The sequence below is a fragment of the Streptomyces sp. B8-7 genome, assembly GCF_058833805.1.
Map to the genome: position 1 here is coordinate 417,793 of NZ_JBYRRL010000005.1, position 11,909 is coordinate 429,701.

The 11,909-nt window shown below is 73.9% G+C and carries 13 protein-coding genes and 1 tRNA gene; 7 read left to right on the forward strand and 7 right to left on the reverse strand.

Annotated features, from left to right (window positions below; all coding sequences use genetic code 11):
• Window positions 1–14: 14 nt before the first annotated feature.
• A tRNA-Met gene (locus AC5K6T_RS26035) sits at window positions 15–88 on the forward strand.
• A gap of 150 nt (window positions 89–238) precedes the next feature.
• Here AC5K6T_RS26035 and AC5K6T_RS26040 read toward each other — a convergent pair.
• Window positions 239–655 carry a Fur family transcriptional regulator gene (locus AC5K6T_RS26040; RefSeq protein ID WP_493212735.1) on the reverse strand — a complete coding sequence of 139 codons (417 nt, stop codon included), beginning with the start codon at window positions 653–655 and terminating at the stop codon, window positions 239–241.
• 145 nt (window positions 656–800) lie between these two features.
• Here AC5K6T_RS26040 and AC5K6T_RS26045 point away from each other — a divergent pair, with 145 nt between their 5' ends.
• Window positions 801–2,252, forward strand: a complete 1,452-nt coding sequence (locus tag AC5K6T_RS26045; RefSeq protein ID WP_493212737.1) for a catalase — start codon at window positions 801–803, stop codon at window positions 2,250–2,252.
• 153 nt (window positions 2,253–2,405) lie between these two features.
• On the opposite strand, the gene AC5K6T_RS26050 is transcribed toward AC5K6T_RS26045, so the two are convergent.
• Window positions 2,406–2,798, reverse strand: coding sequence for a CBS domain-containing protein (locus AC5K6T_RS26050; protein WP_493212738.1), 393 nt, complete (start codon window positions 2,796–2,798; stop codon window positions 2,406–2,408).
• Window positions 2,799–3,133: 335 nt separating this feature from the next.
• On the reverse strand, window positions 3,134–3,934 hold the full coding sequence (gene hisN / locus AC5K6T_RS26055) for a histidinol-phosphatase (protein ID WP_493212739.1): 801 nt from the start codon (window positions 3,932–3,934) through the stop codon (window positions 3,134–3,136).
• 155 nt (window positions 3,935–4,089) lie between these two features.
• Between hisN and AC5K6T_RS26060 the strand changes: the two genes are divergently transcribed.
• Window positions 4,090–4,704, forward strand: a complete 615-nt coding sequence (locus AC5K6T_RS26060; protein WP_493212741.1) for a TetR/AcrR family transcriptional regulator — start codon at window positions 4,090–4,092, stop codon at window positions 4,702–4,704.
• A 343-nt stretch (window positions 4,705–5,047) separates the two neighbouring features.
• Here the strand turns inward: AC5K6T_RS26060 and AC5K6T_RS26065 are convergent, their stop codons facing one another.
• The 4 genes from AC5K6T_RS26065 to AC5K6T_RS26080 form a co-directional block, all read right to left on the reverse strand.
• Window positions 5,048–5,371 carry a DMT family transporter gene (locus AC5K6T_RS26065; RefSeq protein ID WP_493212743.1) on the reverse strand — a complete coding sequence of 108 codons (324 nt, stop codon included), beginning with the start codon at window positions 5,369–5,371 and terminating at the stop codon, window positions 5,048–5,050.
• Between the two features lie 304 nt (window positions 5,372–5,675).
• Window positions 5,676–6,692, reverse strand: coding sequence for a ribosome small subunit-dependent GTPase A (gene rsgA / locus AC5K6T_RS26070; protein WP_493212744.1), 1,017 nt, complete (start codon window positions 6,690–6,692; stop codon window positions 5,676–5,678).
• A 17-nt stretch (window positions 6,693–6,709) separates the two neighbouring features.
• A complete protein-coding gene (gene aroA, locus AC5K6T_RS26075; protein ID WP_493212746.1) occupies window positions 6,710–8,029 on the reverse strand; it encodes a 3-phosphoshikimate 1-carboxyvinyltransferase in 1,320 nt (439 codons plus the stop codon).
• Between the two features lie 151 nt (window positions 8,030–8,180).
• Window positions 8,181–8,894 carry a M50 family metallopeptidase gene (locus AC5K6T_RS26080; protein ID WP_493212748.1) on the reverse strand — a complete coding sequence of 238 codons (714 nt, stop codon included), beginning with the start codon at window positions 8,892–8,894 and terminating at the stop codon, window positions 8,181–8,183.
• Between the two features lie 50 nt (window positions 8,895–8,944).
• Here AC5K6T_RS26080 and AC5K6T_RS26085 point away from each other — a divergent pair, with 50 nt between their 5' ends.
• The 4 genes from AC5K6T_RS26085 to rsrA all read left to right on the forward strand — a co-directional run bounded on the left by AC5K6T_RS26085 (window position 8,945) and on the right by rsrA (window position 11,856).
• Complete coding sequence (locus AC5K6T_RS26085; protein ID WP_493212750.1) at window positions 8,945–9,760, forward strand: SOS response-associated peptidase; 816 nt, start codon at window positions 8,945–8,947, stop codon at window positions 9,758–9,760.
• Window position 9,761: 1 nt separating this feature from the next.
• The gene (locus AC5K6T_RS26090) at window positions 9,762–10,421 is read left to right on the forward strand and encodes an alpha/beta hydrolase family protein (RefSeq protein WP_493212752.1); all 660 of its coding nucleotides are present in this window, start codon (window positions 9,762–9,764) and stop codon (window positions 10,419–10,421) included.
• A 440-nt stretch (window positions 10,422–10,861) separates the two neighbouring features.
• Window positions 10,862–11,557 (forward strand): sigma-70 family RNA polymerase sigma factor, encoded by a 696-nt coding sequence (locus AC5K6T_RS26095; protein WP_493212754.1) that lies wholly within the window; start codon window positions 10,862–10,864, stop codon window positions 11,555–11,557.
• Window positions 11,554–11,856 (forward strand): mycothiol system anti-sigma-R factor, encoded by a 303-nt coding sequence (rsrA, locus tag AC5K6T_RS26100; RefSeq protein WP_493212756.1) that lies wholly within the window; start codon window positions 11,554–11,556, stop codon window positions 11,854–11,856. The genes AC5K6T_RS26095 and rsrA overlap by 4 nt, the downstream gene beginning before the upstream one ends.
• Window positions 11,857–11,909: the final 53 nt, after the last annotated feature.

The following is an 11,909-nucleotide window of genomic DNA, read 5'->3' on the forward strand; positions in this document are numbered from 1 at the left end:
GTTTGGTTCACCGACGCGGGGTGGAGCAGCTCGGTAGCTCGCTGGGCTCATAACCCAGAGGTCGCAGGTTCAAATCCTGTCCCCGCTACTGCACGGCCGAGGGCCGGGATCCGCAAGGATTCCGGCCCTCGGCCGTTTCGCGCAGAGCCCCGACCCCGGGCCCGTCTGCAAGGACCCCGGGCCCCGCTGCAAGGACCGGGGCCCGCGGCGACCGGGCTGCCCCCGGTGTCTTCTTCGTTCAGGCCTTCGCGCAGTCGGGGCAGACGCCCCGGTAGGTGACCTCGACGTCCGAGACGGCGAAGCCGAAGCGCTCCGAGTCGGGCAGGTCGGCGAGCGGATCGCCGGACGGGCGGACGTCGCGGATGGCGCCGCACCGGGCACACACCAGGTGATGGTGGGGGCGGTGCGCGTTGGGGTCGTACCGCTTGGCGCGCCGGTCCGTCGAGACCTCCAGCACCTCGCCGAGGGAGACCAGCTCGCCCAGCGTGTTGTAGACGGTCGCCCGGGAGATCTCCGGCAGCTTGGCCACCGCGCGCGTGTGGACCTCGTCGGCCGTCAGATGGACGTGCTCGCCGTCCAGGACCTCGGCCACGACGCGACGCTGCGCGGTCATCCGCCATCCGCGTCCGCGCAGCCGTTCAAGAAGGTCGCTCATGGCACCAGCCTAACAGCTAAGGGGACCAGGTCCCGACCCGGTGTTGATTTAGAGATCAGCTTGATTTGGATTAAGTCCAATGTAGGATCGGAGACGGCTTTGGCCAAGGGACAGGACAAGCAGGAACAGAGCGCAGGAGAGACACGTGACCCAGCTACCGCTGACGACCGAGGCCGGTGCCCCGGTGGCCGACAACCAGAACAGCGAGACGGCCGGCGCGGGCGGGCCGGTCCTGGTGCAGGACCAGCTGCTGCTGGAGAAGCTGGCCCACTTCAACCGCGAGCGCATCCCCGAGCGGGTGGTGCACGCCCGCGGCGCCGGGGCGTACGGCACGTTCACCGTCACCGCGGACGTCACGCCGTACACGCGCGCCGCGTTCCTCTCCGAGGCCGGCAAGGAGACGGAGGTCTTCCTGCGGTTCTCGACGGTGGCCGGCAACCTCGGCTCCCCGGACGCGGTCCGCGACCCGCGCGGCTTCGCGCTGAAGTTCTACACCGAGGAGGGCAACTACGACCTCGTCGGCAACAACACGCCGGTGTTCTTCATCAAGGACGCCGTGAAGTTCCCCGACTTCATCCACACCCAGAAGCGCGACCCGTACACGGGCAGCCAGGAGCCCGACAACGTCTGGGACTTCTGGAGCCTGAGCCCCGAGTCGACCCACCAGGTGACCTGGCTGTTCGGCGACCGCGGCATCCCGGCGTCGTACCGCCACATGAACGGGTACGGGTCGCACACCTTCCAGTGGAACAACGAGCGGGGTGAGGTCTTCTGGGTCAAGTACCACTTCAAGACCGACCAGGGCATCCGGAACCTGACCGCGGGGCAGGCCGAGGTCCTCGCGGGCAGGGACCCCGACTCGCACCAGCGCGACCTGCGCGAGGCCGTCGAGCGCGGTGAGTTCCCCAGCTGGACCGTGCAGGTGCAGATCATGCCGGCGGCGGACGCGGCGACGTACCGCTTCAACCCGTTCGACCTCACCAAGGTGTGGCCGCACGAGGACTACCCGCCCGTCGAGATCGGCCGCCTGGAGCTGAACCGCAACCCGCAGAACGTCTTCGCCGAGGTCGAGCAGAGCGTCTTCAGCCCCGCCCACTTCGTGCCCGGTATCGGTCCCTCGCCCGACAAGATGCTCCAGGGGCGGCTGTTCGCGTACGGCGACGCGCACCGCTACCGCGTCGGCATCAACGCCGACCGTCTGCCCGTGAACCGTCCGCACGCCACCGAGGCGCGCACCCACTCCCGCGACGGCCACCTGTACGACGGGCGGCACGGCGGCGCCAGGAACTACGAGCCGAACAGCTTCGGCGGTCCGCAGCAGACCGGCCGTGCGCTGTGGCAGCCCGTGGCCGTCGACGGGGCCACCGGCGGTCATCCGGCCCCCGTGCACGCCGAGGACGACGACTTCGCGCAGGCGGGCGCCCTCTACCGGCTGATGGCCGAGGACGAGAAGGAGCGCCTGGTCGCCAACCTGGCCGGGGCGATGGCCGGCGTCTCGCGCGAGGACATCGTCGCGCGGGCGGTCGGCAACTTCCGCCGTGCGGACGAGGACTTCGGACGACGGCTGAAGGCCGCCGTCCAGGCCCTGCGCGGCTGAGCCGGGCCGGGCCGGCCCGCCGCCGGGCCGCCGCCGGGCCGCGCCGGTCCGCCGGGGTTCCGGGCCGCCGGGGGGCGGCCCGGTGTGCGGCCGCGGGCCGGACCCCGCCGGGGTCCGGCCCCCGTCTCCACGGGGCGGGGGCCGGCGTGCCGGTCAGACGGGCACCTGCTGCCGTGCCGGTGCCCAGCAGCGGATGATGTCGCGGACCGAGACGATGCCGGCCGGTCCGCCCTCGTCGAGCACGATCAGATGCCGGAAGCCGCCGCGCGCCATGGTGCGGGCGGCCTCCTCCAGCGTCCAGGACGGCGCCGCGAAGACGACGTCGGTGGTGATGTGGTCCTGGGCGCGTTCGCTGTCGAGGTTCTGGCCGAGGCCGACGGAGTCGAGGATGTCGCGTTCGGTGAGGATGCCGATGCCGCCGGCGTCGGGGTCGAGGACCACGGCCGCGCCCACCCGGCGGGCGGACATGAGGGCGGCGGCCTGGCGAAGGGTGTGGTCGGGGCCGATGGTGAGGACCATCGTGCTCATGGCGTCACGGACGAGCATGGGCTGAAGCCACCTCCTGGAGGGTCCGGCCCCCCTTTGTTCTTGCTTTCACAAGTTCACAAGTGGGGGGACTTCAGAGTGGCAGGTCAAGAACAGGTCAACAAGAGGGCGCGCGCGGCCGTCTGAGGGCGTGTGAGATGCCGCCGCACGCCGTCTGGTGATCGCGCGCAACCCTTCACCGCCCGGACGGCGGTACCTCTGCCCCGGAACGCCGCCAGGCGCCTCCGCGTCCGGGCCCGGCCCCGGAGGAGCACCGCCCGCCCTGCACCGAGCCCCCCGCCCCGCGCCGTCCCGCCCCGCGCCGTCCCGCCCCCCGTGCGGCGCCGGACCGGGCCTCAGCCGCGGCCGCCGAGGTACCTCAGCAGGTCGTCGTGGAGCAGGCCGTTCGACGCGGCCGCGTTGCCGCTGTGCGGGCCCGGTCGCCCGTCCAGGCCGGTGAACGCGCCGCCCGCCTCGGTCACCACGATCGCGGGGGCCGCCATGTCCCAGAGCGACAGCTCCGGCTCCGCGCACAGGTCGACCGACCCCTCGGCGACCATCATGTACGGCCAGAAGTCGCCGTACGCGCGGGTACGCCACACCGCGCGGCCGAGGTCCAGGAACCCGTCGAGGACGCCCCGCTCCTCCCAGCCGGACAGCGAGGAGTAGGCGAAGGAGGCGTCGGCGAGCCGGGACACCCCGGAGACGTGGATGCGCTCGGCCGAGGTCAGGCCGCGCCCGGTGAACGCGCCGTGGCCCTTCGCCGCCCACCACCGGCGGCCGAGCGCGGGCGCGGAGACGAGCCCGACGACCGGGTGGTAGCCGCCCTCGCCCGCCTCCATCAGCGCGATGAGCGTCGCCCACACGGGGACCCCGCGGACGTAGTTCTTGGTGCCGTCGATGGGGTCGACCACCCAGCGGCGCGGTCCGGTGCCCTCGATGCCGTACTCCTCGCCGAGCACCGCGTCCCTCGGGCGGGCGCGCTGCAACTGACCGCGGATCAGCTCCTCGGCCGCCCTGTCCGCCTCGCTGACCGGCGTCATGTCCGGCTTGGTCTCCACCTTCAGGTCGAGCGCCTTGAATCGGTCCATCGTCGCCGCGTCTGCCGCGTCCGCGAGGACATGGGCGAGGCGGAGATCGTCGAGGTAGTCGGGCATGGAGGGAACCGTATCCGGCCCGGCCGGGGCGGGGCCACCGCGACCGGGATGCGGACCGGCCGGGCGCGCCCCGGCATGCCGCCGCGCACCCCTTGACAGTGCCCCCGGGCGCGTCAAATCTGGGCCCAGAGCCATGGGGACCCCGGGAGGCGACGATGCCGACGGCGCGGGAATCTCTGCTGGACGCCGCTTTCTCGGCGCTGGCGCTGCGGGCCTGGTCCGCCGTGCGGATGGTGGACGTGGCGGCCGTCGCCGGGGTGTCCCGGCAGACCCTCTACAACGAGTTCGGCAGCAAGGAGGGCCTGGCCAGGGCGTTGGTGCGGCGCGCGGCCGACGGCTATCTCGCCGGTGTCGACCAGGTGCTCGCCACGTGCCCGGACAGGCTCGGGAAGCTGACCGCGGCCGCCGAGTGGACCACCGCGACCGCCCGGGACAACGTGCTCGTGCGGGCCCTGCTCACCGGCTGCTGGAGCGAGCGGCTTCCGGCGCCTGCGCTGGCGGCCGTGCCGTCCACGGCCGGAGCCCCCGCGCAGCGCCGTGTGGACGGCCCGCTGCCGTCGCCGGGCGACCTCGTGGTGCTGGTGCGCGACCGCGCCGTCGCCTCGCTGTCCGGCCCGGGCGGGCGGGGCGGCGGGCAGCGGACCGCCGAGCTGACCCGCTCCTGCGAGGTCGCGGTCCGGCTCGCCCTGTCCTGTGTCGCCGCGCCGCCCGCCGAGGGCGGCGTCGCCGACCTCATGCGCGAGGCCCTGCGGCCGGGCCCGGCGTCGTGATCCGCACGGGAGCGGTGTGCTCGGCGGTGCCCTGAGGCAGGCCGTTCTCCGCTCCCGCCCCGGCCCGTGCACGCCGGCCGGGCGCCTCGTCGGCCGGGCGGGCCGCGTCTTCGGTCGGTGCGCGTCGGGCGGTGTCATGTCGGGCGGTGTTGGGCCGGGCTGCGATTCGGGCGGCGTCCGCCGGGCGGCATCCGTCGGGCGGCGTGTGCCGGGCGCACGCGACAGGTCGTCGACCGTCGGGTCCGGCCCCGGCCCGCCGTCCGCCCCGCCCGCCCGTGCTCCGGCTCGCAGGGTGCCCCCCGGGGCGCGGGCCGCGGGGGCGCGGCCGCCCGGCCGTCGCGGCTCAGTGTGTGGAGCCGGAGAGCTGAAGTCCGATGACTCCGGCGACGACCAGGCTGATCGACACGATCTTCAGCGTGGACACCACGTCGCCCAGGAAGGCCATGCCGTAGATCGCCGTGCCCGCCGCCCCGATGCCCGTCCACACCGCGTACGCCGGGCCCACGTCCAGCTTGCGCAGGGACAGCGTGAGCAGACCGAAGCTGCCGAGCGCGAAGACGGCGAAGGCGACGGTCGGCCAGAGCCGGGTGAAGCCGTGGGAGAGCTTCAGGGAGACGGCGAAGCCGGTTTCGAGCAGCCCCGCCACGATGACCAGCAGCCACGCCATGTGCTGTTCCTCCCGTCACTCCACGCTCGGTGACCGCTCGCCGGGCCGGCCACCGGGCACGCCGGCCGGACCGGCGGCCCGATCCCGGGCTTTACTCGCTCTTGGGATTCGGCCTTTTGCGATTATGCCCTTACCGGACCTGGGGCGGGGCAAACAACGCGGGACTCGCACGGAAGCCGGACCGGGATGCCGGACCCGGGAGCCCGCACCGGGACACCGAGCCCCGGAGCCGAGCCCCGGAGCCGGACCCGGGAGCCGTCCCGGGGAGGCCGCCCGGAGAGGCCGCCCGGAGAGGCGGTCCGGCTCAGTCGCCTTCCCTGCGTTCCCGGGTGGCGAGCAGCCGGCGCAGCGAGTACAGCCGTGCCGGGTCGGCGTGGCCCTCCGTCACCCAGGCGTCCAGCGCGCAGTCCGGTTCGTCGTGGCTGCACGCCCGCGGGCAGCCCGCGGTGCCCGGCTGCAGGTCGGGGAAGGCGTGGATGACCCGGGACGGGTCGATGTGCGCCAGCCCGAAGGACCGGACACCGGGAGTGTCGATCACCCAGCCGGTGTCCTCGCCGTCGGACAGGGGCAGCGCCAGGGCGGAGGTCGTGGTGTGGCGGCCGCGGCCGGTCACCGCGTTCACGTGCCCGGTCACCCGCCGGCGGTCCTTCGGTACGAGCGCGTTGACCAGGGTCGTCTTGCCGACGCCGGAGTGCCCCACGAACGCCGTGGCCTTGCCGGTGAGGTGCTCCCGGACGCGGTCGGCCGCGTCGCCGCGCTCCAGTTCCTCGCGGCTGGTCACGACGTAGGGGATGTCGAGCGCACCGTACAGCTCCAGCAGCTGGTCGGGCGGCGCGAGGTCGGACTTGGTCATCACCAGCAGCGGGCTGAGGCCGCCGTCGTACGCGGCCACGAGGCAGCGGTCGATCAGCCGGGGGCGCGGCTCGGGGTCGGCGAGGGCGGTGACGATGGCGAGCTGGTCGGCGTTGGCCACGACCACCCGCTCGTAGGGGTCGTCGTCGTCCGCGGTGCGGCGCAGCACGGAACCGCGCTCCTCGATGCGCACGATCCGCGCGAGCGTGTCCTTGCGGCCGGACAGGTCCCCGACCAGGGCGACCCGGTCACCGACCACCGCGGCCTTGCGGCCCAGCTCGCGGGCCTTCATGGCGACCACCGGGTGGTCGTCGACCAGGCAGGTCAGGCGGCCCCGGTCGACGGTGAGGACCATGCCCTCGGCGGCGTCCTCGTGCTTGGGCCGGATGCTGGTCCGGGGCCGGTTGCCCTTGCGGTTGGGACGCTGGCGGATGTCGTCCTCGTCGGTGTGCTTGCCGTAGCGGCGCATGGTGCTTCCCCGGGTCCCTACGCCCCGAGCATCCCGGTCCACAGGTCGGGGAAGTCCGGCAGGGTCTTCGCCGTGGTCGCGACGTTCTCGATCTGCACGCCCGGCACCGCCAGGCCGATGATCGCGCCGGCGGTCGCCATCCGGTGGTCCTCGTAGGTGTGGAAGATGCCGGCGTGCAGTCGGCGGGGTCGGATGTGCAGGCCGTCGGCGGTCTCGGCGACGTCGCCGCCGAGATCGTTGATCTCCTTGGTGAGGGCGGCCAGCCGGTCCGTCTCGTGCAGCCGCAGGTGGGCCACGCCGCGCAGAGTGGAGGGGGAGTCCGCGAGCGCCGCGACCGCCGCGATGCCCGGGGTCAGCTCGCCGACCTCGCCGAGGTCCACGTCGATGCCGTGCACGGCACCCGAACCGGTGAACACCAGCCCGTACTCGGTCAGCTCGCAGGAACCGCCCATCTCGGTGAAGATCTCGCGCAGCCGGTCACCCGGCTGGGTGGTGCGGGCCGGCCAGTCCGGGATCAGCACCTTGCCGCCGGTCACCAGGGCCGCCGCGAGGAACGGCTGGGCGTTGGACAGGTCCGGCTCGATCACCAGGTCGCGGCCGAGCAGCGCGCCCGGCGTGACCCGCCAGACGTTGCGCTCGCCGCCGGACTCGGGCGTGTCCACCTGCGCGCCGACCGCGCGGAGCATGTCCACCGTCATCCGGATGTGCGGCATCGACGGCAGCGTGGCGCCGGTGTGGCGGACCTCCACGCCCTGGTTGAAACGGGGCGCGGACAGCAGCAGGGCGCTGACGAACTGCGACGAGGAGGACGCGTCGACCTGCACGGGGCCGCCGTCCAGGGCGCCGCTGCCGTGCACGGTGAGCGGCAGCGCGCCGCGCCCGTCGTCGTCGATGCGGGCACCGAGGACCCGCAGGGCGTCGATGACGCCGTGCAGCGGGCGCTCGTGGGAGCGGGGGTCGCCGTCGAAGCGGATGGGTCCGTCGGCCAGCGCGGCGACCGGCGGCAGGAACCGCATGACGGTGCCGGCGTTGCCGACGTCGACGGTGGCCGGGCCGTGCAGCGCGGCAGGGATGACCTGCCAGAACTCGCCGGTGCCGGCCGGGCCGACCCCCTCCTCGATGCCGACACCCAGGGCGCGCAGGGCGCCCGCCATCAGCAGGGTGTCGCGGGAGCGCAGCGGGCGGCGCAGCCAGCCGGGCTCGCTGGCGAGGGCAGCGAGGACGAGGGCGCGGTTGGTGACCGACTTGGACCCCGGCACGTGGACCGTCGCGTCGACGGCTCCGCTCGCGTGGGGGGCGGGCCAGAGGGCGGTGGGTGCGGCGGGGTTCGGGGCCATGGGACCCACTTTATAAGGACGGAGGGCCGCGGATTCGCCGGTGGGCCGTCGTTCGGGTGCGGTGCCGCCCCGGCCGCGCGCCGGGTGCGGGAACGGGCTCCCGGCGCGGCCGTCGCGACCGGGTGCCGCGCCCGTCACCCTTTCCGGCCGGTCACAGCCCCAGCAGCCACCGCCCGCCGCCTATCAGCGAGCACAGCGACACCGCGTGGAAGAGGAACAGCCACAGCCAGGCCGGGGCGTTCGTCAGGCGGGCCAGCTGGTCCGCGTCGGAGTCGCCCGCGCCGCCCCGGCGGCGCTTGGCCTGGAGCTCGAAGCCGGGCCGTACGCCGCCCAGCAGCAGGAACCACACCACCGCGTAGGCGAACGCCGCCTGCACCTGGGGCCCGGCGAGCCAGGACACCAGCAGGAACGTGCCGCCGGTCACGAACACGGTGAGCACCCCGTACGCGTTCCGGATCATCACCAGCATCGCCAGCAGCAGCGCTGTCGCCAGCCACAGCAGCAGGGTGATCCGGCCGCCGGCCAGCAGCGCCGCTCCGCCGAGGCCGAGCAGCGCGGGCGCGGTGTAGCCGGCGGCCGCGGTGAGGATCATGCCGAGGCCGTACGGCTTGCCGCGGCTGACGGTGAGGCCGCTGGTGTCGGAGTGCAGGCGTATCCCGGTCAGGGTGCGCCCGGTGAGCAGGGCGACCAGGCCGTGGCCGCCCTCGTGGGCGATGGTGATCGCGTTGCGGGCGACGCGCCACACGCCGGACGGCACGACCACCGCGACCGCGGCGGCGAGCGTCGCGATCACCACCCACAGGTCCGGGTCGGACTGCGTGCCGACGAGTTCGTGCCACACGGAGGTCGCTGTGCTGCTGTCCATGTTCCCGGGTCGCTCCCTGTCCTCGCGCGGAGTCTGGCAGTGTGGCACGTATGTGCGGACGGTACGCGGCCAGTCGTGGGCCCGAGGATCTCGCGGGAGTCTTCGGGATCGAGAAGTGGGAGCCCGGGGAGACCCTGGAGCCCGACTACAACGTGGCGCCGACCAAGGAGGTCTACGCCGTTCTGGACCGCCCCCTGAAGGACGCCGCCGACCCCCGCCCGGTTCGCCAGCTGCGCAGACTGAGGTGGGGACTCGTGCCGTCCTGGGCCCGGACGCCCGAGGGCGGGGCCCGGATGATCAATGCGCGGGCCGAGACGGTGCACGAGAAGCCCGCCTATCGCCGCGCCTTCGCCGCCCGGCGCTGCATCCTGCCCGCCGACGGCTACTACGAGTGGGTCACCGGCAAGGAGGAGCGCGACCTGGAGGTCGAGGGGAGGAGGAAGCGCCCCCGCAAGCAGCCGTACTTCGTGCTCCCGGCGGACGGCTCGGTGTTCGCCATGGCCGGGCTCTACGAGTTCTGGCGCGACCGTACCCTGCCCGACGAGCACCCCCAGGCCTGGTGGGTGACCTGCTCGGTGATCACCACCGAGGCCGAGACGGACCCGCTGGCCGTCGCCCCCGCCGACGGCCCGCACGCGCTCGCCGACATCCACCCGCGCATGCCGCTGATGCTCACCCCGGACCGCTGGGACGCCTGGCTGGACCCCGCCCGCACCGATCCCGGTGCGCTGCGTGAGCTGCTCGCGCCGCCGCCGGCCGGGCTGCTGCGCGCCTATCCGGTGACCACCGCCGTCAGCAGCGTCCGCAACAACGGCCCGGAGCTGCTGAAGGAGCTGGAGGGACCCGAAGAGGGCACACTCTTCTGACGTGAGCACCGATTCGGACACGACCACCGAGACCGTCGGCACCGGCGCGGGGGACGCCCGCATCACCTGGCACCGCGCCGAGCGGGCCCGTCTGATCCTCGCCCTCGGCCACGGCGCGGGCGGCGGGATCGAGGCCCGCGATCTGCGGGCACTGGCCCACACCCTGCCCGCGCACGGGGTGAGCGTCGCCCTCGTCGAGCAGCCCTGGCGGGTGGCCGGCCGGAAGGTCGCCCCCGCCCCGCGGACCCTGGACGCGGGCTGGCGGGGCGTCTGGCCCGCGCTGACCCGGCCCGGCCCGCCCGTCGTCGCCGGCGGCCGGTCCGCCGGAGCCCGCGTCGCCTGCCGCACGGCGACGGAACTCGGCGCGGCCGCCGTGCTCGCGCTGAGCTTCCCGCTGCACCCGCCCGGCCGGCCCGAGAAGTCCCGCGCGGAGGAACTCCTCGGCGCGGGCGTGCCCACGCTCGTCGTCCAGGGCGGCAGGGACCCCTTCGGCCGGCCGGACGAGTTCCCCGCGGGCCCCTACGAACTCGTCGAGGTCGCGTACGCGGACCACGGGCTCGCCGTGCCCCGGCGTGCGCCGGTCACCCAGGCGGACGCCCTCGCCGCGGTCACCGGGGCCGTCACGGGGTGGACCCGGTCACTGGGCGCGGCCGGCCGCTGAGCCGGGCGGGTGCGGCGGGTCGCCGAGCGCTGCGCGCCCCGGAGCGCGGAGGGCCGCCGGGTGGGGCGGGTGCGGTCGCCCCGGCGCGGCCGGCCGCCGGGTGGGGGCGGGTCCCGGCCCGGACCGCGCCGGGAATGCACGGCGGTGTGCCTCTGTTGAGCCGGACAGGGGCGCCGGGACACGGCGCACCCGTCACTGTCGTAGGAGAGGAAGACCGACGCATGGGTTCGACCTATTGCCCGCCCGTCTCCCGCCACCAGTCCGTGGACGGGCCGCGCCCGGCAGAGTCGGACCCGGGCCGCGGCGGCCGCGCTGACCTGGAGTGGACGGTGCTGCACACGGCCGCGACCGCGCCTGTCCGGGCGGCGGCGGACACCGGTCGTGCTCTATCCTCCGATTCGAGTGGGACCGGACTCGGTTCCGCCCGGGATCTTGAGGAGGTGGGTCCGGTCACTGGGACCGACGCAGGGACCGACAACGGCCAGGCGGAGCTGCCCGAGGGCCAGGGCATGGGCGCGGACACCGGCACGGAGTCGGCCGACGCGCGCAGCGCGCGCTTCGAGCGGGACGCGCTCGCGTTCCTCGACCAGATGTACTCGGCCGCGCTGCGCATGACGCGCAACCCGGCCGACGCCGAGGACCTGGTGCAGGAGACCTACGCCAAGGCGTACGCGTCCTTCCACCAGTTCCGCGAGGGCACCAACCTCAAGGCGTGGCTGTACCGCATCCTCACCAACACCTTCATCAACTCGTACCGCAAGAAGCAGCGCGAGCCGCAGCGCAGCGCGGCCGAGGAGATCGAGGACTGGCAGCTCGCGCGTGCCGAGTCGCACATGTCGACGGGGCTGCGCTCCGCCGAGTCGCAGGCACTGGACCACCTGCCCGACTCGGACGTCAAGGAGGCGCTGCAGGCGATCCCCGAGGAGTTCCGTATCGCCGTCTACCTCGCGGACGTCGAGGGCTTTGCGTACAAGGAGATCGCGGACATCATGGGGACACCCATCGGTACGGTGATGTCCCGGCTGCACCGGGGCCGCCGTCAACTGCGCGGCATGCTGGAGGACTACGCCCGTGAGCGCGGGCTGGTACCGGCGGGCGCCGGAGAGTCGGACGAAGCGAAAGGCTCGGGCTCATGAGCTGCGGAGAGCCGCACGAGACGGACTGCAGTGAGGTCCTCGACCACCTGTACGAGTTCCTCGACAGCGAGATGCCGGACGTCGACCGCGACAAGTTCAAGCAGCACTTCCGGGAATGCTCGCCGTGCCTGGAGAAGTACGGCCTCGAAGAGGCCGTCAAGAAGCTGGTCAAGCGGTGCTGCGGCCATGACGACGTGCCCACCGACCTGCGCGCCAAGGTGATGGGACGGCTCGACCTGATCCGCTCCGGGCAGTCCGTCCCCGAGCACGACGTCACGGCCGCCCCGCAGGAGTCCTGAGGCTTCCGCCGCGTCCCTCGGCGCTCCCTCGGCGCTCCCTCGGCGCTCCCTCC